General features: G+C 73.3%; 21 protein-coding genes, 1 tRNA gene and 2 riboswitches. Of the genes, 16 read left to right on the top strand and 6 right to left on the bottom strand.

Translation table 11 applies throughout. The annotated features are described in order from the left end of the window. Positions 1-25 precede the first annotated feature (25 nt). Together HNP84_RS39135 and HNP84_RS39130 are read right to left on the bottom strand one after the other, a co-directional pair. Positions 26-805: a hypothetical protein gene (locus HNP84_RS39135; protein WP_185055109.1), complete on the bottom strand. Its 780-nt coding sequence runs from the start codon at positions 803-805 to the stop codon at positions 26-28. A 47-nt stretch (positions 806-852) separates the two neighbouring features. Then, positions 853-1,581, bottom strand: coding sequence for a FadR/GntR family transcriptional regulator (locus HNP84_RS39130; protein ID WP_185055202.1), 729 nt, complete (start codon positions 1,579-1,581; stop codon positions 853-855). Positions 1,582-1,631: 50 nt separating this feature from the next. On the opposite strand from HNP84_RS39130, the gene HNP84_RS39125 reads away from it, so the two are divergent. The 9 genes from HNP84_RS39125 (at position 1,632) to HNP84_RS39085 (ending at position 12,970) form a co-directional block, all read left to right on the top strand. Continuing rightward, positions 1,632-3,011, top strand: a complete 1,380-nt coding sequence (locus HNP84_RS39125; protein ID WP_221337310.1) for a glutamine synthetase family protein — start codon at positions 1,632-1,634, stop codon at positions 3,009-3,011. Between the two features lie 4 nt (positions 3,012-3,015). Continuing rightward, positions 3,016-4,362: an aldehyde dehydrogenase family protein gene (locus tag HNP84_RS39120; protein ID WP_185055108.1), complete on the top strand. Its 1,347-nt coding sequence runs from the start codon at positions 3,016-3,018 to the stop codon at positions 4,360-4,362. Positions 4,363-4,389: 27 nt separating this feature from the next. Further along, entirely contained in the window at positions 4,390-5,154 is a 765-nt protein-coding gene (locus tag HNP84_RS39115; RefSeq protein WP_185055107.1) for a 3-oxoacyl-ACP reductase, read from the top strand. Next, positions 5,151-5,855, top strand: a complete 705-nt coding sequence (locus HNP84_RS39110) for a gamma-glutamyl-gamma-aminobutyrate hydrolase family protein (RefSeq protein WP_185055105.1) — start codon at positions 5,151-5,153, stop codon at positions 5,853-5,855. The genes HNP84_RS39115 and HNP84_RS39110 overlap by 4 nt, the downstream gene beginning before the upstream one ends. Before the next feature lie 28 nt (positions 5,856-5,883). After that, complete coding sequence (locus HNP84_RS39105) at positions 5,884-7,743, top strand: endonuclease/exonuclease/phosphatase family protein (RefSeq protein WP_185055103.1); 1,860 nt, start codon at positions 5,884-5,886, stop codon at positions 7,741-7,743. A 31-nt stretch (positions 7,744-7,774) separates the two neighbouring features. After that, positions 7,775-7,872, top strand: a riboswitch (glycine riboswitch). Position 7,873: 1 nt separating this feature from the next. Continuing rightward, positions 7,874-7,968: riboswitch (glycine riboswitch) on the top strand. A gap of 32 nt (positions 7,969-8,000) precedes the next feature. Beyond that, positions 8,001-9,092: a glycine cleavage system aminomethyltransferase GcvT gene (gcvT, locus tag HNP84_RS39100; protein ID WP_185055101.1), complete on the top strand. Its 1,092-nt coding sequence runs from the start codon at positions 8,001-8,003 to the stop codon at positions 9,090-9,092. Continuing rightward, positions 9,089-9,481 (top strand): glycine cleavage system protein GcvH, encoded by a 393-nt coding sequence (gene gcvH, locus HNP84_RS39095; protein WP_185055100.1) that lies wholly within the window; start codon positions 9,089-9,091, stop codon positions 9,479-9,481. The genes gcvT and gcvH overlap by 4 nt, the downstream gene beginning before the upstream one ends. Positions 9,482-9,587: 106 nt before the next feature. After that, a complete protein-coding gene (locus HNP84_RS39090) occupies positions 9,588-10,964 on the top strand; it encodes an L-serine ammonia-lyase (protein WP_185055098.1) in 1,377 nt (458 codons plus the stop codon). A gap of 113 nt (positions 10,965-11,077) precedes the next feature. Beyond that, a complete protein-coding gene (locus tag HNP84_RS39085; RefSeq protein WP_185055096.1) occupies positions 11,078-12,970 on the top strand; it encodes a glycosyltransferase family protein in 1,893 nt (630 codons plus the stop codon). Between the two features lie 192 nt (positions 12,971-13,162). Here HNP84_RS39085 and HNP84_RS56445 read toward each other — a convergent pair whose 3' ends face one another. Then, a complete protein-coding gene (locus HNP84_RS56445; RefSeq protein WP_185055095.1) occupies positions 13,163-13,807 on the bottom strand; it encodes a DUF6286 domain-containing protein in 645 nt (214 codons plus the stop codon). Between the two features lie 156 nt (positions 13,808-13,963). Between HNP84_RS56445 and HNP84_RS39075 the strand changes: the two genes are divergently transcribed. Then, a complete protein-coding gene (locus HNP84_RS39075) occupies positions 13,964-15,157 on the top strand; it encodes an amino acid deaminase/aldolase (protein WP_185055094.1) in 1,194 nt (397 codons plus the stop codon). 40 nt (positions 15,158-15,197) lie between these two features. Here the strand turns inward: HNP84_RS39075 and HNP84_RS39070 are convergent, their stop codons facing one another. Both HNP84_RS39070 and HNP84_RS39065 read right to left on the bottom strand, forming a co-directional pair. Next, on the bottom strand, positions 15,198-15,698 hold the full coding sequence (locus HNP84_RS39070) for a hypothetical protein (protein WP_185055093.1): 501 nt from the start codon (positions 15,696-15,698) through the stop codon (positions 15,198-15,200). A 110-nt stretch (positions 15,699-15,808) separates the two neighbouring features. Beyond that, positions 15,809-16,195, bottom strand: coding sequence for a DUF3618 domain-containing protein (locus HNP84_RS39065; RefSeq protein WP_185055091.1), 387 nt, complete (start codon positions 16,193-16,195; stop codon positions 15,809-15,811). Positions 16,196-16,306: 111 nt separating this feature from the next. On the opposite strand from HNP84_RS39065, the gene bcp reads away from it, so the two are divergent. The 4 genes from bcp (at position 16,307) to HNP84_RS39045 (ending at position 20,060) form a co-directional block, all read left to right on the top strand. Then, complete coding sequence (gene bcp / locus HNP84_RS39060; RefSeq protein WP_185055089.1) at positions 16,307-16,792, top strand: thioredoxin-dependent thiol peroxidase; 486 nt, start codon at positions 16,307-16,309, stop codon at positions 16,790-16,792. Between the two features lie 131 nt (positions 16,793-16,923). After that, positions 16,924-16,999 (top strand) — tRNA-Leu (locus HNP84_RS39055). 1,017 nt (positions 17,000-18,016) lie between these two features. Continuing rightward, positions 18,017-18,823 (top strand): dienelactone hydrolase family protein, encoded by an 807-nt coding sequence (locus tag HNP84_RS39050; protein ID WP_312926747.1) that lies wholly within the window; start codon positions 18,017-18,019, stop codon positions 18,821-18,823. Positions 18,824-18,920: 97 nt separating this feature from the next. Next, positions 18,921-20,060 (top strand): alpha/beta hydrolase family protein, encoded by a 1,140-nt coding sequence (locus tag HNP84_RS39045; protein WP_221337308.1) that lies wholly within the window; start codon positions 18,921-18,923, stop codon positions 20,058-20,060. A gap of 13 nt (positions 20,061-20,073) precedes the next feature. Here the strand turns inward: HNP84_RS39045 and HNP84_RS39040 are convergent, their stop codons facing one another. Next, a complete protein-coding gene (locus HNP84_RS39040; protein ID WP_185055088.1) occupies positions 20,074-20,505 on the bottom strand; it encodes a hypothetical protein in 432 nt (143 codons plus the stop codon). A 653-nt stretch (positions 20,506-21,158) separates the two neighbouring features. Between HNP84_RS39040 and HNP84_RS39035 the strand changes: the two genes are divergently transcribed. Next, positions 21,159-22,361, top strand: a complete 1,203-nt coding sequence (locus HNP84_RS39035) for a sensor histidine kinase (RefSeq protein ID WP_185055086.1) — start codon at positions 21,159-21,161, stop codon at positions 22,359-22,361. Positions 22,362-22,374: 13 nt separating this feature from the next. Then, entirely contained in the window at positions 22,375-23,052 is a 678-nt protein-coding gene (locus tag HNP84_RS39030; RefSeq protein WP_221337307.1) for a response regulator, read from the top strand. The last annotated feature ends 161 nt before the right edge of the window (positions 23,053-23,213 follow it).

The following is a 23,213-nucleotide window of genomic DNA, read 5'->3' as shown; positions in this document are numbered from 1 at the left end:
GCTTTCCGGCGCCCATCCTGCCACACTAGTGGCGTTTGAGGCGCGGCGACGGCAGGTCGTGCCGCCCCGACACGAACTCCTGCACCGCGATCTTGGCCCGGATGACCGGACGCCGCCAGCGTTCCTCCCTGCGGATGGCCCGTGCCATCTTCCCAGGCCGGGGCCGCAGCGCGCCAGGCGCGAAGAACCAGTGCGCCCACGGCGACCCCGGACGGGCCAGGCGCACCGCGCCGACCACGAGCAGCACCGGTACGAACAGGCCGACCAGACCGGTCCAGATCTTGCCCTTGAGCAGGGTGATGACCGCGAGGATCAGGTTGACGACCAGCACGCCCGAGGCGAGCGCCGGGGCGCGCGGGGCGCCGTCGGGGATCTCCCAGCTCAGCGGGCGCAGCCCGAGCAGCAACAGGCCGGTCACCGCGACCGCGACGAACACGGCGTCCACCGAGGCCCGGCCCTCTTCCGACCAGTACACGTCGCGCAGGTGCAGGATCAGCGCGAACTCGTCGAGCACCAGCGCCGCGCCGACCCCGAAGATCGCGGCCGTCACGGCGTACCAGCCGGGGGACACCCCGGAGACGAGCAGCCCGGCCACCCCGCCGAACAGCATCAGCACCACGCCGAAGACGACATGGTGCACGTGCACGTCGCCGATGTTGACGTCCTTGAACCACCAGCGCGCCTTGGCCCGGATGAGCCGGACGTGCATCCGGGTGGCCACGAACGTGATGATCAGCGCGGTGAAGAAGCAGAACAGCGGCAGCCTGCCGGTGTCGATCACCCGTTGCGCGAACCAATCCCCCATGCCTCAACCCCGATTCCGATGCTAAGGCTCCACAGCGGGAAAAACGCTCAGGACAGGAAGCCGCGCAGCAGGGCGGCCGTCCCCTCCAGGTGCTCGGCCACCGCCCGGTACGCCGCCGCCGGGTCCTCGGCCAGGATCGCCGCGACGATCGCCTCGTGCTGCGCGGCGGCGTGGTCGATGTTGGGCTGGAGCACCGGGATCGCGTTGAGCAGGTCGGTCACCCGCAGGCGGGCTTCGGCGCAGGCGCCCGCCAGCAGCGGTGAGCCGGTCAGCTCGGCGATCGACAGGTGGAAGGCGGTGTCGAGACGGCGGTAGTCGCGGGGATCGGCGTTGTTGACCTCGGCCAGCCTGCGGCGCAGCGTGGTCCGCTGCGCCGCGCTGAGCGGGGACGCGGCGAGCACCTGGGCCGCGCCGCACTCCACGGCCATGCGGAAGGTGAGCGCGTCGGCCAGCTCGGCGGAGTCCATGTCGGCCAGCGCGCGGCGCAGCTCGCCCGCGCCCGGGTCGGGCTGGCGGTAGGTGACGAACGCGCCGCCGTACCGGCCGCGCCGCACCTCCAGGTAGCCCGCGTCGGACAGCGACCTGATCGCCTCGCGCAGGGTCACCCGGCTGATGCCGAGGCGCACGGCCAGCTCGCGCTCGGGCGGCAGCTTCTCACCGGGCCCGACCACGCCCAGCTTGATGGCCTGGAGCAGCCGCTCGACGGTCTCCTCGAAGGCGTTTCCGGCCCGTACCGGGCGCAGCACGGTGGTGAGGCGGTCGGACCCCTTCACCATCACCTCCACGTCTTGACAAGTTACCGGCACTGCCCATCAATGGTCTGTTATTGGCCCAAAGGCGAGGAGGCGGGGTGCCCGGAACGCTCACCATCGAGGAGCTGCGCGACGAGGTGTTCTCGGGGCGCGTGGACACCGTGCTGCTGGCCGTCGTGGACATGCAGGGGCGCCTCCAGGGCAAGAGGCTGTCCGCACGCTACTTCCTGGACGAGGTGAGCGCGCACGCGGCCGAGGGCTGCAACTACCTGCTCGCCGTGGACGTGGACATGAACACGGTCGAGGGCTACGCGATGTCGTCCTGGGAGCGGGGCTACGGCGACTTCGTCATGCGCCCCGACCTGGGCACGCTGCGCCGGGTGCCGTGGCACGAGGGCACCGCCATGGTGATGGCCGACCTCGCCTGGGAGGACGGCTCCGACGTCGTGGCCTCGCCGCGGCAGATCCTGCGCCGCCAGCTCGCCCGGCTCGCCGAGCGCGGGCTGCGCGCGTACGTGGGGACCGAGCTGGAGTTCTGCGTCTACAACACGAGCTACGAGGACGCCTGGCGCGGCGCGTACCGGAACCTGGAGCCGGCGAACCTGTACAACGTGGACTACTCGCTGCTCGGCACCTCGCGCGTCGAGCCGCTGCTGCGCCGGATCAGGCGCGGCATGGAGGGCGCCGGCATGTACGTCGAGTCGGCCAAGGGCGAGTGCAACCTCGGCCAGCACGAGATCGCCTTCCGCTACGACGAGGCGCTGGTCACCTGCGACAACCACGCGATCTACAAGAACGGCGCCAAGGAGATCGCCGCCCAGGAGGGCAGGTCGATCACCTTCATGGCCAAGCCGAACCAGCGCGAGGGCAACTCCTGCCACATCCACATCTCCCTCCGTTCCGACGACGGGGAGCCCGTGCTGGCGGGGCCCGGGGCGCACGGCCTGTCCGCGCTCGGCGAGCACTTCATCGCGGGGCAGCTCGCGGCCCTGCGCGAACTCACCCTCTTCTACGCGCCGAACATCAACTCCTACAAGAGGTACGTTCCCGGCAGTTTTGCCCCGACCGCCGTGAAATGGGGCGTGGACAACCGCACCTGCGCGCTGCGGCTGGTCGGGCACGGGCACTCCCTGCGGCTGGAGAACCGGGTGCCGGGCGGTGACGTGAACCCCTATCTCGCGGTGGCGGCGCTGGTGGCCGCGGGGCTCGACGGCATCGACCGCGAGCTGCCGCTCGAGGAGGCGTACACCGGCAACGCCTACACCTCCGGGGCCGAGACCGTGCCGCACACGCTGCGTGACGCCCTGGCCCTGTGGGAAGGATCACGCCTGGCCCGCGCCGCCTTCGGCGAGGAGGTGACCGGGCACTACGCCAACAACGCCAGGGTGGAGCTGGCCGCGTTCGACGCGGCGGTCACCGACTGGGAGATGTTCCGGGGATTCGAGCGGATGTGAGCCCATGATCATCGTCAACCCCGCGACCGAGGAGCGGATCGCCGAGGTCGAGCACGCCGGCGCGGCCGAGGTCGATCGGGCCGTGGAGCGTGCCAGGAAGGCGTTCCCCGCCTGGCGGAAGGTCGCGCCCGGCGACCGGGCCCGGCTGCTGCGCCGCTTCGCCGCGCTCGTCGGCGAGCACGCCGAGGAGCTGGCGCTGCTGGAGCTCGCCAACGCCGGCCACACGATCGGCAACGCCCGCTGGGAGGCGGGCAACGTGCGCGACGTGCTCGACTTCTACGCGGGGGCGCCCGAGCGTCAGCACGGCCGGCAGATCCCGGTGCCCGGCGGGGTGGACATCACCTTCCACGAGCCGCTGGGCGTGGTCGGCGTGATCGTGCCGTGGAACTTCCCCATGGTCATCATGACCTGGGGCGCGGCGCCCGCCCTGGCGGCGGGCAACACCGTGATCGTCAAGCCCGCCGAGTGGACCCCGCTGACCGCGCTGCGGCTGGCCGAGCTGGCCCTGGAGGCCGGGCTGCCCGACGGGGTGCTCCAGGTGGTGCCCGGCGACGGCGAGGTGGCGGGGGCGCGCCTGGTCGAGCACCCCCACGTCGCCAAGATCGTCTTCACCGGCTCGACCGAGGTGGGCCGGCGGATCGCGGCCATCGCCGGACAGCAGGTCAAGCGGGTCACGCTGGAGCTGGGCGGCAAGAGCGCCAACATCGTCTTCGCCGACGCCGACATCGAACGGGCCGCGGCCACGGCGCCGTACGCGGTGTTCGACAACTCCGGGCAGGACTGCTGCGCGCGCTCGCGCATCCTGGTGGAGCGGCCGGCGTACGAGGAGTTCATGGAGCGGCTGGCGGCGGCGGTCAAGGGCGTGCGCGTCGGCGACCCGCGCGACCCCGAGACCGAGATGGGCCCGCTGATCAGCGCCGAGCACCGGGAGCGGGTGGCCTCGTTCGTGACCGGCACGCCGTACCTACAGGGCTCGTGCCCGTCCGGTCCCGGCTTCTGGTTCCCGCCCACCGTGCTCACGCCCGAGCGGCTGGACGACCCTGCCTTCACCGAGGAGATCTTCGGGCCGGTGGTGAGCGTGGTGCCGTTCGACGGCGAGGAGGAGGCGGTGCGCATCGCCAACGACACCCGGTACGGGCTGAGCGGGTCGATCTGGACCCGCGACGTGGGCCGGGCGCTGCGCACGGCCAGGGCGGTCGAGGCCGGCAACCTGTCGGTCAACTCGCACTCCTCGGTGCGCTACTGGACCCCGTTCGGCGGGTTCAAGCAGTCGGGGCTCGGCCGCGAGCTGGGCGCCGACGCGCTGGACGCCTTCACCGAGGTCAAGAACGTGTTCATCGCGACCGGCTGAGCCACCGATCGATCGTTAGGAGCTGGGATGGAACGCTTGCAGGACCGGGTGGCCGTGATCACGGGCGCGGGGAGCGGCATCGGGCTGGCCACCGCGCACCGGTTCGCGCAGGAGGGCGCGCGGGTGGTGTGCGCGGACGTGGACGAGGACTCCGGCGCCAAGGCCGCGGCCGAGGTCGGGGGCCTGTTCGTCCGCGCCGACGTGACCAGCGCCGACGACGTGGCGCGGATGTACCGCACGGCGTACGACACCTACGGCAGCGTGGACATCGCCTTCAACAACGCGGGCATCTCGCCGCCCGACGACGACTCCATCTTGGAGACCGGCATCGACGCCTGGCGCCGGGTGCAGGAGGTCAACCTCACCAGCGTGTACCTGTGCTGCAAGCACGTGATCCCGTACATGCGGCGGCAGGGCAAGGGCTCGATCATCAACACCGCGTCGTTCGTGGCCGTGATGGGCTCGGCGACCAGCCAGATCTCCTACACCGCGTCCAAGGGCGGGGTGCTGGCGATGACCAGGGAGCTGGGCGTCCAGTTCGCCCGCGAGGGCATCCGGGTGAACGCGCTGTGCCCGGGGCCGGTGAACACGCCGCTGCTCCAGGAGCTGTTCGCCAAGGACCCCGAGCGGGCGCAGCGCAGGCTGGTGCACGTGCCGCTGGGCCGCTTCGCCGAGGCGAGCGAGATCGCCGCCGCCGTGGCGTTCCTGGCCTCCGACGACTCCTCCTTCATCACCGCCTCGGAGTTCCTGGTGGACGGCGGCATCTCAGGGGCCTACGTGACGCCGCTATGAGACCCCTGATCGGCATCACCTGCTACGTCGAGACCGCGCGCTACACCGTGTGGGAGGCGAGGGCGTCGCTGCTGCCGCACGACTACGTCGAGCAGGTGGCGCGGGCGGGCGGGCAGCCGGTGATCCTGCCGCCCGCGGGCGAGCCGGCCGCGCTGGTGGAGCGGCTGGACGGGCTGATCCTGGCCGGCGGCGGCGACATCGATCCGGGCCGGTACGGCGCGGAGCCGCATCCCCGTACCGGATACGTCCGCGGCTTCCGCGACGACGCGGAGTTCGCGCTGGCCGGGGCGGCCCTGGAGCGCGAGCTGCCGTTCCTGGGCGTCTGCCGCGGCCTCCAGGTGCTCAACGTCGCGCTCGGCGGCACCCTGCACCAGCACCTGCCGGACGTGGTGGGGCACTCCGGGCACTCCCCCGCGCCGGGCGAGTTCGGCGCCATGCCGGTGCGCGCGGTGCCGGGCACGGCGCTGGCCCGGATCGGCGACCCGGGCGAGGTCATGCACTACCACCATCAGGCCATCGACCGGACGGCCCCGGGGCTGACCGTGAGCGCGTACGCCGACGACGGGACGATCGAAGCGGTCGAAGTCCCGGACCACGCGTTCGCGCTCGCCGTACAGTGGCACCCGGAGGCCGGAGCCGACCCCTCGCTGTTCGAGGCTCTTGTCGCCATGGCCGGAAAAATGTCCTATTTGTCGCCTTAGGTGACACCTGGGGCTTAAGGTGCCCTATATGCAAATCCGTCCCCATGTGTCGGCGACGCCGCTGGTCGCCGTGCTCGCGGCGCTGATGCTGGAGCTGCTGCGGATGAGCGGCCCCATGATCGACGCCGCGCCGGGCGGAGCGGCCGGCCGGGCCCTGGCCGGCCTGGCGGTGTTCGCCGCGCCGGTGCTGGCCTGGCCGCTCGGCCGGGCCCTCGGCGCGCGCGCCGTGCCCGTGGCCGTGGCCGCGCTCGCGGCCGGGCGCGTGGCGCTGCAGGCGTTCGGGGCGCCCCCGGTCGCGCTGGGCCTCGCCGTCGTCGCGCTGGGCCTGGCCGCGCTGGTCCTCGCGGTGAGCGCGGCCGAGGGCGGCGCGGGGGCCACGGGCCTGCTGTGCGGCGTGGCGCTCGACGTCGCGGTGCGGTCGCTGTCCGGCACCTGGGACGTGATCTGGCAGTCCGGCTGGGCCCCGTGGCTGATCACCGCCGCCGAGTGCGCGGCGGCCACCGCCATCGCCTGGTGGACCCACCGCCGGCTGCCCGCCGGCCGGCCCTCCGGGCCGCGGGCGTGGGTGATCGGGCCGTTCCTCGGCCTGGCCGTGCCGTTCCTGGCCAGCCCGGCGTTCCCGGCCGCGCAGGCGGGCGTCCCGGTGGCGCTGGCCTCGGTCGTGCTGATCCTGGGCGCGCTGTTCGCGGTGGTGGCGGCGGGCGAGGCGCGGCACGCCACCGCGCTGGGCGGGCGCGCCCCCGTCGCGGTCGCCGCGGTCCTGCTCGCCGCGGCGCTCCCGGCCGCGCTGCTGACCACCGGCCGGCACGTCCTCGCCGCCGTCGTGGTCGCGCTGGTCGCCGCGGGCCTGCTGCTGGCCCGCGCCCTGGAGGACACCGGCACCGCCCGCGAGCGTCCCACCGAGCCGGGCTGGGCCGGGCTCGCCGCCGGGCTCGGCTTCCTGGCCACCGTGCTGCCCTACCAGCTCGGCGACGACCTGCCGCTCTGGGTGCCCGACGCGGCCTGGCCGCTCGCCGGGGTGGCCGTGCTCGCCCTCACCGGCGTACGCCGGGCGCCCGCGGAGGCCGCGGGCCCGCTCACGCACGAGTTCGGGCTGGTCGGCGGCTGCGCCCTGGCGCTGCTGGCCCCGGTGATCGCCCTGGTCACCACGCCCGCGCCGGTGCCCAAGCAGCAGCCCGCCCGCGGCCAGGTCAAGCTGCTCACCTGGAACGTGCACCACGGGGTGACCGGGCAGGCCCGGGTCGATCCCGAGGCCGTGGCCAGGACCATCGAGCGCAGCGACCCCGACGTGATCCTGCTGCAGGAGGTCGGCCGGGGCTGGCCCGCCGGGGGCGGGCTGGACCTGGCCGAATGGCTCTCGCGCCGGCTGCGCCTCGACTACGTCTGGGCCCCGGCCGGCGGCGGCCGGTCGGGCAACCTGATCATGTCCAAGGCCCCGCTCACCGACACCCGCACCGGCCGCCTCCCGTACGGCGCGGGCCCCGCGCGCCGCTCGTACGCCGCCGCGACCGTGCGCGTGCCGGGCGGCGGCCTGCGGGTCATGACCACCCACCTGCGCCACCGCGAGGAGGACGACCCCACCAGGCTGCGCCAGATCGGCTCGCTGCTGCGCGAGCGCTCCCGGCCCGCCGTGATCGCGGGCGACCTGGGGTTCAAGCCCACCTGGCCCGACGAGCAGCGCCTGTTCGAGGACGCCGGGTTCACCAGCGCCCAGGCGCAGCCGGGCCCCGGCGGGCGGATGACCTATCCGGCCGGGCTGCCCAAGGACCGGGTGGACTGGATCTGGGCCAGCGAGGGGGTGCGGTTCCACGATGTCGCGGTGCTGCAGGGCGTGACCGTCTCCGACCACCTTCCGCTGGAGGCCACGCTCACCCTCCCGGCCTCCTAGTCCGCTGATAGGCTGGCCCGGAATCGCCGTTCGACCCCGTGCGGGAGAGCGCCCTGGCAGCCGGTCAGGGCCCCTGAAGGAGCAAGCCCTCCCCGCGAACCTCTCAAGGCAAAGGACCGCATGGGCCAGGCGACCTCTGGAAAGCAGGCCGTTTGGCCTCGCCGAAGGTGAAAGTCCGGCAAAAGCCGGTCGAATCTCTCAGGCACCGATGACAGAGGGGGAGGATGGCTCACATCCGACCTGACTGAGGTGCCCACATGTCCCGACCCACGCCGCTGCGCGAGGTCCACGAGAGCCTCGGCGCGACGCTCACCGACTTCGCCGGATGGCTCATGCCGCTGCGCTACGGCAGCGAGTCGGCCGAGCACAACGCCGTGCGCCAGGCCGCCGGGCTGTTCGACCTGTCGCACATGGGCGAGATCCACGTCACCGGGCCCGGCGCCGCCGCGGCGCTGGACTTCGCGCTCGTCGGGCACCTGAGCGCGCTGGCGCCCGGCCGCGCCCGCTACACCATGATCTGCGCCGAGGACGGCGGCGTGCTGGACGACCTGATCGTCTACCGGCTCGCCCCCGAGACCTTCATGGTGGTGGCCAACGCCTCCAACTACCCGATGGTGGCCCGGGAGCTCACCGAGCGCGCGGCGGGGTACGAGGCGGCGGTGGAGGACCGCTCCGAGACGTACGCGCTGATCGCGGTGCAGGGGCCGCGCTCGGCGGAGATCCTGGCCCGGGTGACCGACGCCGACCTGGCCGGGCTGAAGTACTACGCGGGCCTGCCGGGCGCCGTGGCCGGGTCCGACGCGCTCATCGCGCGCACCGGCTACACCGGCGAGGACGGCTTCGAGCTGTTCGTGGCCGCGGCCGACGCGGTGCCGCTGTGGCGGGCGCTGAGCGAGGCGGGCGAGCCGTACGGGCTGCGCCCGGCCGGGCTGTCGGCCCGCGACACGCTCCGCCTCGAAGCCGGCATGCCGCTGTACGGCAACGAGCTGACCCGCGAGATCACCCCGTTCGAGGCCGGGCTCGGCCGCGTGGTCCGCTTCGACAAGCCGGGCGACTTCGTCGGCCGGGCCGCGCTGGAGGCACGGGCGAAGGAGGAGCCCCGGCGCAGGCTGACCGGGCTGGCCGCGCTCGGCCGCAGGGTGCCCAGGCACGGCTACCCGGTGGTGCTGCGCGACGGCGGCGAGGTGGTGGGCGAGGTCACCAGCGGCGCGCCCTCGCAGACGCTGGGCAGGCCGATCGCGATGGCGTACGTGGACGCCGCGGCGACCGGCGCCCTGGCGGTGGACATCCGTGGTAACCATGAGCCCGTCGAGATTGTGGATCTGCCTTTCTACAGGAGGAGTTCGTGAGCACCTATCCCGAGGACCTGCAGTACACCAAGGAGCACGAGTGGATCGCGGGCCTGGACGAGAGCACCACGGTGACGGTCGGGATCACCGAGTACGCCGCCGAGCAGCTCGGCGACGTGGTCTTCGTGCAGACGCCCGAGGTGGGCTCGACCATCTCGGCCGGTGACGCGGTGGGCGAGGTCGAGTCCACCAAGTCGGTGAGCGACATCTACGCGCCGGTGAGCGGCGAGGTCGTGGAGGTCAACCAGGCCGTGGTGGACGACCCGTCCCTGGTCAACAGCGACCCCTACGGCGAGGGCTGGATGTTCAAGGTCCGCGTCTCCGACGAGGAGCCCGCCGACCTGCTCACCGCCGAGGAGTACGCCGCGCTCACCTCCGGCGAGTCGTGACAGCACGTGACGTCGTGACAGCACCGTGACCGCGTCCTGACAGCCCTCCGCGCCCGCCGGCCGCCACCGGCGGGCGCGTCCCGCCGCCGACGACGGAGGACCCCCGATGGCGATCAGCGTCTTCGACCTGTTCAAGGTGGGCATCGGCCCGTCCAGCTCGCACACCGGCGGCCCGATGGCCGCCGCGCACCGGTTCGCCCGCGGGCTGCACGCCGACGGGCTGCTGGAGAAGGTCGCCCGGGTGGAGGCGATCCTGTACGGCTCGCTCGGGCTGACCGGCAAGGGCCACGGCAGCGACAAGGCCGTGCTGCTCGGCCTGTCCGGCGAGAAGCCCGAGCTGGTCGATGTGGACACGGTGGACGAGAAGCTGGCGGCCATGCGCCGGTCGGGCACCGTCCGCCTGTACGGCGAGCGCGAGATCCCGTTCCGGGTCGGCGACGACCTGGTCTTCGAGCGGAAGATCTCGCTGCCGCACCACCCCAACGGCATGCGCTTCACGGCGTACGGCGAGGGGGGCGAGCCGCTGCGGGAGAAGGTCTACTACTCGGTCGGCGGCGGCTTCGTGGTGGACGAGTCCGCCACCGGCGCCGACCGGATCAAGCCCGACGACACCGTGCTGCCGCACCCGTTCACCACCGCGGCCGAACTGCTGGCCCGCTGCGCCGAGACCGGCCTGTCGATCTCCGGGCTGATGCTGGAGAACGAGCGCGCCTTCGGCCGCACCACCGAGGAGATCCGCGCCCGGCTGCTCGACCTGTGGCGGGTGATGTCCGAGTGCGTGCGCCGGGGCTGCGAGCGCGAGGGCGTGCTGCCCGGCGGGCTGAAGGTGCGGCGGCGGGCGCACCAGATGCACCGGCGGCTGCTCGGGGAGTCCCCGGAGAAGGACCCGCTCCAGACCATGGACTGGGTGACGCTGTTCGCGCTGGCGGTCAACGAGGAGAACGCGGCGGGCGGCCGGGTGGTCACCGCGCCCACCAACGGCGCGGCCGGGATCATCCCGGCGGTGCTCACCTACTACGAGCGGTTCGTGCCCGGCGCCGGCGACGAGGGCGTGGTGCGCTTCCTGCTCACCGCGGGCGCGATCGGCGTGCTGTTCAAGGAGAACGCCTCGATCTCCGGCGCCGAGGTCGGCTGCCAGGGCGAGGTGGGCTCGGCCTGCTCCATGGCCGCCGCCGGGCTGACCGAGGCCCTGGGCGGCACCCCCGAGCAGGTGGAGAACGCCGCCGAGATCGGCATCGAGCACAACCTCGGGCTCACCTGCGACCCGATCGGCGGGCTGGTGCAGATCCCGTGCATCGAGCGCAACGCGGTCGCCTCGATCAAGGCGATCACCGCGGCGAGGATCGCGCTGCGCGGCGACGGGCGGCACTTCGTCTCGCTGGACCGCGCGGTGAAGACCATGCGCGACACCGGCCGCGACATGCTGGACAAGTACAAGGAGACCAGCCGCGGCGGCCTGGCCGTGAACGTGATCGAATGCTGAAGAAGTGCTGGGAGTCACCTACGGGAATCGCGTACCCACCCACAGTGGAGCACCCGACCTGTCTAAGATGGTTTGCCTGACTTGACCGGACTGGTGAGGCGCAGGAGGTTCAGGTGGCGACGCGCGGATTCCTCCGCGCCCACTGGGTGTTCCTGGTCGCCCTGCTCGCGGGCGGCGCGCTGCGTGCGCTCGCGGTGCTCGGCTACCGTCCCGCGATCTGGTTCTGGGCCGACTCCTTCGCCTACCTGAACGCCGCGCTGAACCCGCGCCCGCTGGAGTCGCGCCCGTCGGGCTACTCGCTGTTCCTGTGGGCGCTGCGCCCGCTGGAGAGCATCCAGGCCGTCACGGTCGTCCAGCACCTGATCGGCCTGGGCATCGCGGTCTGCGTGTACGCGCTGCTGCGCCGCCGCACCCCGCTGCCCGGCTGGGCGGCGGCCCTGCTCACCGTGCCGGTGCTGTTCGACGTGCACCAGGTGCAGCTCGAACACCTGATCATGGCGGACCTGCTGTTCACCTTCCTGTGCGTGCTGGCGGTGACGCTGCTGCTGTGGCGCGACCGGCCCCCGGTGTGGGTGGCGCTGCTCGCCGGGTTCCTGCTGGTGGCCGCGACCGTCACCCGCACGATCGGGCTGCCGCTGATCGCGATCGTGCTGGTGTGCCTGGTGCTGCGCCGGGCCGGCTGGCGCGCGGTGCTCGCCACGGCGCTGGCGTCGGCGCTCTTCCTGGGCGCGTACGCCGCCTGGTTCCGCTCCGAGTACGGCACCTTCGGGCTGACCCGCAGCAACGTGTTCCTGTGGGCGCGCACGATGACCTTCGCCGACTGCGACAAGATCGACCCGCCCGGCGTGGAGGCCGCGCTGTGCCCGGAGGAACCGCTCGGGCAGCGCAAGGCCCCGCCGCAGTACATCTGGAGCGGCAACTCCCCGCTCAACTCCGATGTGATCAAGGGCGTGAACCGGAACGAGCTGGCCGGCGACTTCGCCATGCGCGCCATCAAGGCGCAGCCGCTGGACTTCCTGTGGGCGGGCGCGGTGGACGTGGCGCACATCTTCGACTGGACCCGCAGGGAGTATCCGGTCAAGGGGCCGCAGAGCGCGTACGTGTTCCCCGACTCGATCGAGTCCTTCCCCGACAAGCCGGCCTCCCAGGACAAGACGGCGACCGAGCTGACGGAGGCGTACCAGGGAGAGTCGGGCGAGACGCTGATCGTCGAGCCGTACGACGAGTGGATGCGCGCCTACCAGGAGTACGGCTACCTGCGCGGGCCGTTCCTGGGCGCGCTGCTGCTGGTCGGCTTCGGCGGGCTGGTGGCGCGCTGGCGCCGCCTCGGCGGGATCGTGCTGCTGCCGCTGGCCTGCGGCGTGGCGTTGCTCGTCCTCCCGCCGTTCATCGCGGCCTTCGACCACCGCTACGTCCTGCCGGCCGTGCCGCTGGTGTGCCTGTCCGCCGGCCTGGCCTTCGCCCGGACCCGCGAGCGGGACGGCCAGGACGAGAAGGGCGCCGCCAAGGACCGCGAGGACGTGCCCGAGGAGGCGCCGCAGGCCCCGCAGGCCCAGCAGGCGCTCCAGGCCCCGGGCAAGGAGCCGCCCCGGCCCGCCGGGCGGCGCCGGTCCTCCGAGGCCGAGACCGCGCCGATGCCGGCCGTGGTCGCCCCGCCCCCGGGGTCAGCTCTCCCGCGGTTCCCGTCTGGGCCGCCCGGGGCGCCGGACGTGCAGGCGGACGACCGCCGCGAGTTCCTCGTTCCCCGCCGCCTTGCGCACCCGGCTCACCACGCCCCGGTCCAGTTTGCCGACGAGGCGGCCGATGTCCGTGTCTGGCGTGCAGGTGAGCCCGATCCGCAGCCGCTCATCCCCGACCAGCCTGACCCGGACCCGGCGGAGCCCTTCGACTTCTTTAAGCCCCACACCCAGCATCGCGATGCCCGATCCGACCCGGCTGCCGCACCTCCCCCAGCCCAGCGCCAGCAGCAGCCACCACACCGCCACCACCGCGAGCGCGGCCAGTAGCAGCGCGGCCGGCCAGCCCGGCCACGGGCGGGTCCACAGCTCGGCGGCCAGCTCCCGGTTCAGCACCCGGCCGGTGGGCGGGTGCCCGGCGAGCAGGCCGAGCCCGCGCAGCAGCGCGTACCCGCCGCCCGCGAGCAGGAACGCGCCGACCACGGCCAGGCCGAGCCGGTTGCCGATGTACGCGCGCACCGCTCAGTCCTCCTTGCGGCGCAGCCGGACGACGACCTCGCCGCCGCCCAGCGCCCCGAGCGCGCCCAGGCGGTCGCCCACCGCCGCGCCGACCTGGCGGAGCACCGTGCCGGTGCGCTCCACCTCGGTCACGACGACGATCTCGATCTGACCGCCCGACAGCCGTGCCTTCGCCCGCTCCACGCCCTCGACCGACTCGGCGACCGCGCGCAGGCTGCGGCACAGGCCGCGGCGGGTGACGCCGATGACGAGCAGCGGGTCGGCGGTCTCGACCGGCACCAGGCGGGTACGCCCCGGGACCACCGCGATCAGCAGCAGGAGCAGGCCGGTGGCGGCGACCGCGCCGCCCGCGCCGAGGACGAGGGGATCGGACCAGGACCAGCCCGCCGCGCGTACGGCCAGGCGCTCGAAGGGGACCCACCCCAGCGGCGTCCCGGCCAGCGTGCTCACCGCCTCCGCCGCGGACAGGGAGAACGCCACCGACAGGACCAGCGCCACCGCGACGCCCGCGGGGGCTCGGGTGGGGCGCAGGGCGCGGGCACGGCGGCGCCGGGACACGCTGCGGTCCTGCCGCCCGTCCGGGCCGCCCGGGGCGGCGGACGCCCCCGTGGTCCCGCCGGGCGGTTTGTCCTGCAGAGAAGTCACCACGCGGCCAGTGGTACCGTGCGCGGGGCGCCCGCGCCGCACCCGAATCACGGCCTTGCACGTACACGGGAACGGCGTGGCAGCAGAATTTACCGCCGCCGTGGCATTATGCGAGCCTTACTCATGTTGGTTCCGGGCCCGGCGGGCTACGCTGCGTGCATGGACGACCGCCGGCGCTACGACCGGGCCACCCGGCACCTCTCGCCCCCCTTCGCCGTCGTGGACCTGGACGCGATGCTCGGCAACGCCCGTGACCTGCTGCGCCGGGCGCGGGGCAAGCCGATCAGGGTGGCCAGCAAGTCCATCCGGTCGCTGCCGGTCCTGAAGCGCATCCTGGCCCTGGACGGCGTGCACGGCATCTTGGCCTTCACGCTGCCGGAGGCGCTGTGGCTGGCCTCGCGCGGCCTGCGCGACATCGTCGTCGCCTACCCCACGGCCGACGCGCGGGCGCTGGCCGAGCTGGCGGGCGACCCCACCGCGGCCCGCGAGATCACCGTCATGGTCGACTGCACCTCGCACCTGGACCTGATCGAGGCCGCCGCGGCCGGGGCGGCCCCGCGGCACGAGATCCGGGTGTGCATCGACATCGACACCGCCTACGTCACGCTGGGCGGCCGGCTGCGCGCCGGGGCGCGGCGCTCGCCGGTACGCCTCCCCGGCCAGGCCGCCGAGCTGGCCGCCGAGGTCGCCAAGCGGCCGGGACTGCGGCTGGTGGGACTGATGGCGTACGAGGCGCAGATCGCCGGGGTCGGCGACGCCCCGCCGGGCAGCCCCCTGTACGCCCAGGCCATCCGGTGGATGCAGTCGCGCTCCCGGCGCGAGCTGATGGTGCGCCGGGGCATGATCGTCCGGGCCGTGCGCGAGATCGCCGACCTGGAGTTCGTCAACGGCGGCGGCACCGGCAGCGTGGAGAAGACGGTCATGGAGAAGGCGGTCACCGAGGTGACCGCCGGCTCCGGGTTCTTCCATCCCCGCCTGTTCGACTTCTACCGCGGCTTCGGCGGACGCCCCGCCGCGCTGTTCGCCCTGCCTGTGGTGCGCCGGCCGGGCCCCGGCGTGGTGACCGTCCTCGGCGGCGGCTACCCCGCCTCCGGGCCGCCCAGCCCTTCCCGCCTGCCGCAGCCCTACCTGCCCCCCGGCCTGTCCTACGACCGGGACGAGGGCGCGGGCGAGGTCCAGACCCCCCTGCTGGGCCGCGCGGCCGACGTCCTGCGGATCGGCGACCGGGTGTGGTTCCGCCACGCCAAGGCGGGCGAGCTGTGCGAGCGGTTCGGCTCGCTGCACCTCATCGAGGGCGAGGAGATCGTGGAGACGGTGCCCACCTACCGCGGCGAAGGCCACGCCTTCCTATAAGGCGCGTCCCTCAGGGCATCAGACGGGCCCGCCCCCCTGATCAGGAGTCCAGCCTCAGCTCCCGGGTGCGGCAGCTTGAGGTGCTCCAGCCCTGCGGGGTGACCTGGCACACCTTCACGCGGAGCTGGATGACGTCCTCGCGGGTCCACTCGAAGAAGCGCGAGCTGCCCGCGCCGCAGTGCTTGTAGCGCCGCACCCGGCTCCAGTCGTCCTCGTCGTCATCGACGTAGACCGCCTGGAACTCGACGTACGCGCACAGGCCGCCCTCGTCCTCGTCGCGGAAGTCGCGGTCGTAGAGCCGGCCGTTCAGCGAGAAGGTGTTGGCCTCCTCGTCGCCTTCCACCGCCAGTTCCCCCCGGGCGTAGGCCAGGCTGTTGCGCGAGTAGTAGCGCCCCCACGATTCCTCGAAGTCCGCGGCGCCCGCGGCCGTGGTGGTCCCGGAAGGCGCGGCGGCCGGAGCCGCCAGCGCGGCCGGGGCCAGGGACAGCGACAGCGCCGCCGTGGCCGCGAACCCGAGGGTGGTACGAAGCGTGCGATTCATCGGCTTTCCTCTCCTTTTCGCATCCACAAGCGATGCTCGGTGGAGGAGAGGCCGGGCACATGAGTAACCCCTTACTCAGATTCGGGCCGGACCCGATACTCACGCGCCGGCTAACGGCGGCGGCGCCGCCACAGCGCCACGGCGGCGCCCACGGCCAGCACGGCGCCCACGCCGATCAGCACCGGGGCCAGCTCGCGCACCTGCTCGCGCAGCCGGTCCTGCTCATGCCACGGCACCGTGCCGCGCGGCTCGCCCGTGAACCTGGCCGGCTCGGCCCCGTTCACGGCCGGACCGCTCACGATGTCCCCCACGATGTCACCCACCCGGGCGCTCACCGTGGAGACGATCTGCTCCGCGTTCGCCCGCACCCTCGCGACCCCCCGCTGGGCGACCCGCTTCGGGCTCACCCGGTCGGCGATGGCATCGACCGTACGGGCGAGCTCGGCGCGCGTACGCTCGATCCGCCGCTCCAGCTCATCGGGATCGGTGTCCGCCATGGCTCTCCTCTCGTCGCCCTTGACATCGATCAGTCTGTCAGGTGCCCAGGCCGCGCGGCACGCTGGCAGGCCGGTAAGTTGGCCGGAGAACCCGTGCCACGAAGGAGTGCCGTGACCGAGACCACAGCGACCCGGCTCCAGCCCGGCGACCCCGCGCCCGACTTCACCCTCACCACCGCCGACGGCGAGCGCGTCTCCCTCGCCGACCACCGCGGCAAGCAGGTCATCCTGTACTTCTACCCGGCCGCGATGACCCCCGGCTGCACCAAGCAGGCCTGCGACTTCCGCGACAACCTCGGCGTGCTCACCGAGCAGGGCTACGTCGTGCTCGGCATCTCCAAGGACAAGCCGGCCAAGCTGGCCAAGTTCGCCGAACGCGACTCGCTCACCTTCCCCCTGCTGTCGGACGAGGACCTGTCCGTGCACAAGGCGTACGGCGCGTACGGCGAGAAGATGATGTACGGCAAGACCGTGACCGGCGTCATCCGCTCCACCTTCGTGATCGACCCCGACGGCAAGATAGCCCTGCCCCTCTACAACGTGAAGGCCACCGGCCACGTCGCAAGCCTGATGAAGAAACTCGGCATTTCCCAATAGGCCCGTTTTTCACGCACCCCCAGGAAATGCCACAGCGGTGCGTGCCCCGCCCCGGCGGAGCACGCGCACCCGCCGTGACATGCCCGGATGCCCCACCTGAGCACAGGCTGTAAGATCAGGCAATATCACGAGGGGTCGTAGCCCAACGGCAGAGGCAGCGGCTTTAGGTGCCGTCCAGTGCGGGTTCGAATCCCGCCGACCTCACCACCCACTCCCCCTCCCGCACCCCGCCACCAGCCGGCCCTGCCCACTCACCCATCTCCCCGCAGCAGGGCCGGGGGTGCACACGGCCACGCCGAGGGGGCCGGCGCCGGCGGACGCGTCCGAGAAGGCGGGATGGACCGGCGCCCAACCTGCTGAGGGAGTTTCCGTGACGCGCTGCGAGGGCGTGCCCGCAACCCCCTGCCCGCAAGCCATGCGCGGCGCGCCCAAGACGTGCCGAGCAGCGCGTCCGCGACCCATTGAGCGGTCTGCCCGCAGCCCACTGAGCAGGGTGCCGGCGGCAACCCGCCAAGCAACGCGCCCACAAACCCGCCCGGCACCACACCCCACCCGCCGAGCACCGCATCCCACCCGCCGAGCAGCGCCCGCGACCCACTGAGCGACGCCCCCGCCACCCGTCGAGCACCCCACCCGTCGAGCACCTGCCCACCCGCCGACCAGCGTGACCCGCGTTCGCGGGTGGGAGAGGGTCACGTTCGCGCGGGTTTGGGCGCCGGGCCCATGCCTTGCGGGAGATCCGCCGTCGCCCGGGGACTCCCTGCCGAGCAGGTCGCGTGGCCGGGAGAGTCCGCTTCACCCTCGTCTGAAGGCGGGAGCACTGCGGACGGATCCGATAGCCCGACCGTGCGGCGGTCGCCGCTGTGCCGGGCACCTCCCGGCCCCGGGGCCAGCCCGGCGGCGATCCGGTGCAGGTGACCGTCGTCGTGGTGTCCGCAGCCCGACGATGGCTTCCGCGAGACGCCGCATCGCCTCGGCCTCCGCTGCGGTGTCGCCTCGGTGGCGGGCGTCTCACAGTGCCGCCTTCTCGCGCAGGTAGCCCAGTCGCGCGTGCTGCGCGGCGATCCCGGCATGCGTCATTACGCCGGCGGCCATTTTTGGAATAGCTCTGTTATCGGTTATTCGTGGTGAAATTTTTATTTTTATGGTATGATGGAGGAAAATCGCGGCAATTGTTGGTTAAGCTCACGACGACGTTACCGGGAAATCCAGAAAGGGTCTGTCGTGTGCTATGACAGCGGCGCCGTGCCGCCCCTCTTCGCTGAGCCGCGTACCGAGGTCGAGGCCGGGGCCGTTCGGCTGGTCTCTGGTGACGGCACCGTGTTCGCGGCCTACTCGGCGCGGCCCCTTCGCGGGTCGGGGGTCGGGGTGGTGGTGTTGCCCGACAACAAGGGGCTGTCCGGGTTCTACGAGCGGCTTGCGGTGCGGCTGGCCGAGCAGGGGCACGCCGCCGTCGCGGTGGACTACTACGCGCGTACGGCGGGGGTCGATCCGGCGGAGCGCGGGGCCGGGTTCGGGGACATGGCCACCCTCATGCCGCACCTGCTCAAGCTGACCCCCGAGGGCCTGTACGGCGACATCGCGGCCGGGATCGCGTATCTGCGCACGCCCGAGGGCGGGGCGGCGGAGGCGGTGGTGGCGCTGGGGTTCTGCATGGGCGGGCGGTTCGCGTTCCTGACCGCGGCCGAGCGGTTCGGGTTGTCCGGGGTGGTCGGTCTGTACGGCTTCCCGGGCGAGCTGCACGGCGCCCCCGGGCCCACGCAGCGGGCCGGGGAGCTGAGCGCGCCGATCCTGGGGCTGTTCGGCGGCGGCGACGAGAACATCCCGGCCGCCGTGGTGGCCGAGTTCGACCGGGCGCTGACCCATGCGGGGGTGCCGCACGAGTTCGTGACCTACCCCGGCGCGCCGCACGGCTTCTTCGACCTGCAGCTCCCCCAGTTCGCGGACGCGTCGGCCGACGCCTGGGCGCGCATCGGCGCCTTCCTGGACGAGCGGGCGGTGCGACCCACGGGGTCCATGCCGTCGCGTTAGCTGCGATCACAGGCTGACCCGGATCATCGCAAGTCGCAGGTCGGTCCGGCCGTTCGACCGAAGCGGGGGCCGCGGCGGGGCCGAGAGCATGGGCGGCATGAAAAACACGATCATGCGCGGTGCCGGCGTCGCCGGCGCCGTCACCGCGGGCCTGCTCGGCCTTCTCACGGCGGCGCCCGCCCAGGCGGCGAATCCGGCGCGGACCGAGCCCGCCACGACCATGGTGCTTCCCGAGCCGACCGGGACCCGGCCGGTGGGGACGGTCAGCCTGCACCTGGTGGACCGCAGCCGCCCCGACCCCTGGGTGCCCACGGAGAAGGCCAGGGAGCTGATGGTCTCGCTGTGGTACCCCGCCGAGAAGGAGACCGGCCGAACCGCCCCGTACATGACCGAGGCGGAGGCCGCGGCCCTGCTGGAAGGGCAGAAGATCACCGGCATCCCGGCCGAGGTGGTCAGCGGCGCCAAGACCCACGCCGTCACCGGGGCGCGTCCGGCCGGGCGCAAGGGCACGCTGCCGCTGGTGGTGCTCTCGCCCGGGTTCACGATGTCGCGCGCCTCGCTGACCAGCCTCGCCGAGGAGCTGGCCAGCCGGGGCTACGTGGTCGCCGGCATCGACCACGTCCACGAGTCGTACGGCACGAGCCTGCCCGGCGGCCGGCTGGCCGGTTGCGTGGCCTGCAAGGAGCAGGAGGCCGACCCCTGGAAGTTCGGCGACAAGGCGGTCAGGGGACGGCAGGCGGACGTGGCGTTCGTGCTCGACCGGCTGCTCGGGCGGCGCCCGGTGTGGAAGGGGGCCAAGCTCGTGGACCGCTCGCGCATCGGCATGGCCGGGCACTCTCTGGGCGGCGCGAGCACCTCATGGACGATGCTGAAGGACGCGCGCGTGCGCGCCGGGATCAACATGGACGGCGCCTTCTTCGTGCCCCTCCCGGACAAGGGGCTGGAACGGCCGTTCATGCTGATGGGCGCGGGCGAGGTGCACGAGCCGGGCGGCAAGGACTTCACCTGGGGCCGCGACTGGGCGCGTATGACGGGCTGGAAGCGCTGGGTCACGGTGGAGGGCGGCGACCACTCCTCCTTCACGGACTACCCGCTGCTGGTCAAGCAGTCGGCCCGGGAACCGGAGATCACCCGGGCGTACGTGGCCGCCTTCATGGACCGGCACCTGCGCGGGCGCGCCCAGCCGCTGCTGGACGGCCCTTCCAGCGCCTTCCCCGAGGTCAAGTTCTGGAAGTGAGGCCGGCCGGCCGTCAGGAGGTCGGAGCGGTGCTCGGCCGGACGGGCGGGCCGGGCGGGTCGCCGGGGTCCATCCGGAACTCGCACCGGAAGCCGCTGTCGGTCCGCTCGCAGATCTCCGGCACACCGTAACGCGGGAAGATCAGCTCCGCGTACGGCCCGCCGCGTTCCCCGAACGGGCCGGGGCGGCCGTCGGTGACCATGATCGGGTTGCGCGGCCCGAACCGGTCCCACAGGCCGTGGACGGCCGCGACGGCGCCGCCGCCGACCACCGCGCCGAGCAGGCCGGCGGCGACGAGCTGGACCGAGCGCCTGCGCATCGTCTCGGTGAGGCCGCCGCGCCATCCGCCGCCGAAGTGGGCCGCGCCGAAGGCCAGGGTGTCGGCCGTGTAGCGCGGAGGGCCGTACGTGGGCGGAGTGGAGGCGTAGGAGTAGCCGCCGCTCATGGCGTGGGCCGTGGGCGGCGGGACCCTGGTGTCGTAGGTGGGGCGGGCGTCGTGGGCCTCGTGCCTGGAGTGGGCCTCGCGCGTGGGGTGGGTGTCGTGCGTGGAGTGGGCGTCGTGCCCGGAGGTTGGCGCACCCCAGCCGGGGGCCCGCCATCCGGGGCCGCCTGGCGCGTATGGCCCGGCGTGGCGGACATCCGCTGGGGTGCCGGTCGGTTCGCCCGCACCGCCCGTGCCAGGGACGGGCGCCGCAGCGGCGGGCGTTCCATGGGCCGCCGTCACGCCGGCGGACCGGGACATCCCGGAAATCTGTGCGGGGAGCGGCACTGTGCCGCCGTCAGGGCCACGTTGGCCGACCGGACCGGAATCGGGGTCCTGGCCGACCGGCGCGCCGTGGTCCGGGTCGCTGACGGGGTCGGTGTCGCGGCCGGCCCTCGGGTCGCGCGGCGCGTCCTCTTCACCGCGCGACCCGGCATCGTTGCGATCCGCCATCACAGATCTCCCTTTACTCACCCCGAGGGGCGCTCCCATGAACAAGGATGTCCAACGGGACGTAAGACGGGCGTAAACGCCCCGGCACCTGCGACCTGAGTCGTACCCGCATCTCCCCCTCCAGGCGGACGGTCGCCTGAGCTGGGCATACGTATCGTGGGTACGTGTTCGGCAGTTTGCAGGCGTGGGCCCGGAACCATCCGGTGGCCGCTGACACGCTCTCGCTCTCGCCCCTGGTGCTGTTCTGCGTGTTGTCCGGCTCGGCCGTGATCAACGACGGGCGGCTCGGCCCGGCCGGCTTCGTGCTGCTCTCGGTGGCGCTGCTGGCGCCGTTGCCGTGGCGGCGCCGACGCCCGGTCGCGGTGTTCGCGGCGGTCTCGGCGATCAGCTTCGTGCAGTGGCTGGCGGGCGTGGACGTCCTGGTGGCCAACACCTCGGTCGTGGTCGCCATGTACACCGTCACCGCGCGCTGCTCGCTGCGCTGGGCGGTGGCGGCGGGGCTGGTGGCCGAGCTGGGCCTGGTGATGGCCACGATCCGGTGGGAGCCGGTCAGCGCCGGCCCCACCGTGACCTCCTCGGCGTTCCTGCTGGCGATCTGGATCGGCGGCCGGTACGCCCACACGCGCCACCGCTACCTGGAGAGCCTGGAGGAGCGCGCGGAGCGGGCCGAGCGCGAGCGCGACCAGCAGGCCCGCATCGCCGCCGCGGCCGAGCGGGCCAGGATCGCCCGGGAGCTGCACGACGTGGTGGCGCACAACGTCAGCGTGATCATCGTCCAGGCCGACGGCGCGGGTTACGCGATCGACTCCGACCCCGAGACCGCCAAGCGCGCCGTGCAGACCATCTCGGCGACCGGCAGGCAGGCGCTCGCCGAGATGCGCAGGCTGGTCGGGGTCCTGCGCCAGGACGGCGGGCCCGAGCAGGAGGACTACACGCCGCAGCCGGGCCTGGCCCAGCTCGACGCCCTGGTGGCCCAGGTACGCGAGTCGGGCCTGGCGGTCGATCTGCACGTCTCCGGCACCCCCGCCGACCTCCCCGAGGGCGAGCAGCTCACCGTCTACCGGATCGTGCAGGAGGCTCTGACCAACACCATCAAGCACGGCGGGCCGGGCGCCCGCGCGTCGGTGGACCTGGCGTACGGCCCGCACGAACTGGTCCTCGCGATCAACGACGACGGGCGCGGCGCCGCCGCCCCCCGCTCCCCCGGCGGCCACGGCCTGATCGGCATGTACGAGCGCGTCGCCATGTACGGCGGCACGGTCTACACGGGCCCGCGGCCCGGCGGCGGCTTCCAGGTCCTGGCCCGCCTCCCCCTCCACCCGGCCCCCGCGGCGCACCCCCCGGCCCCCGCCCCGGCCCGGTCGTGAGGAGGATGGGGTGATGATCCGGGTGATGCTGGTGGACGACCAGGAGTTGTTGCGGACGGGGTTCCGGATGGTGCTGTCGGCGCAGCCGGACATCGAGGTGGTGGCCGAGGCCGGTGACGGCGCCGCGGCCGTGCGGGCCCTGGAGGGGGCCGCCGTGGACGTGGTCCTGATGGACATCCGCATGCCGGGGGTGGACGGCGTGGAGGCCACGCGGATGATCCGGGCGCGCGGCGACGAGCCCAAGGTGCTCATCCTGACCACCTTCGACCTGGACGAGTACGCGTTCGCGGCGCTGAAGGCGGGGGCGTCGGGGTTCCTGCTCAAGGACGTGCCGCCGACCGACCTGATCAGCGCGATCAGGTCGGTGCACAGCGGCGACTCGGTGGTGGCGCCGAGCACGACGCGCAGGCTGCTGGAGCGGTTCGCGGTGCACCTTCCCGACGCGTACGGGCCGTCGCGGGACCATCCCGGGGTGGCGGCGCTGACCGCGCGGGAGCGGGAGGTGCTGCTGCTGGTGGCGCGGGGGTTGTCGAACGCCGAGATCGCGACGCGGCTGGAGCTGGCCGAGGCGACGGTGAAGACCCACCTGGGGCGGGTGCTGGCCAAGCTGGAGCTGCGCGACCGGGCCCAGGCGGTGGTGTTCGCCTACGAGTCCGGGCTGGTACGCCCCAGCGGCCGGGCCGGGCCGTGAGCCCCCGCGAGCTCCCGGGCCCGCCGGGGTCGGGTGGGTCGGGTGGGCTCGGCGGGTCGGCTGGGTCTGCTGGGTCGGCCGAAAGGCTGACCCGGAGGTCACCCCGGGGTCGCACCCGGGCCGTCGCGCTCAGCTTCCGGCGGCAGGGGAAGTCCGTTCCG

It is taken from the genome of Thermocatellispora tengchongensis, assembly GCF_014202315.1.
GTDB lineage: Bacteria > Actinomycetota > Actinomycetes > Streptosporangiales > Streptosporangiaceae > Thermocatellispora > Thermocatellispora tengchongensis.
Note: the sequence above shows the minus strand (reverse complement) of the source record. Positions and strands in the feature narration are given on the sequence as shown.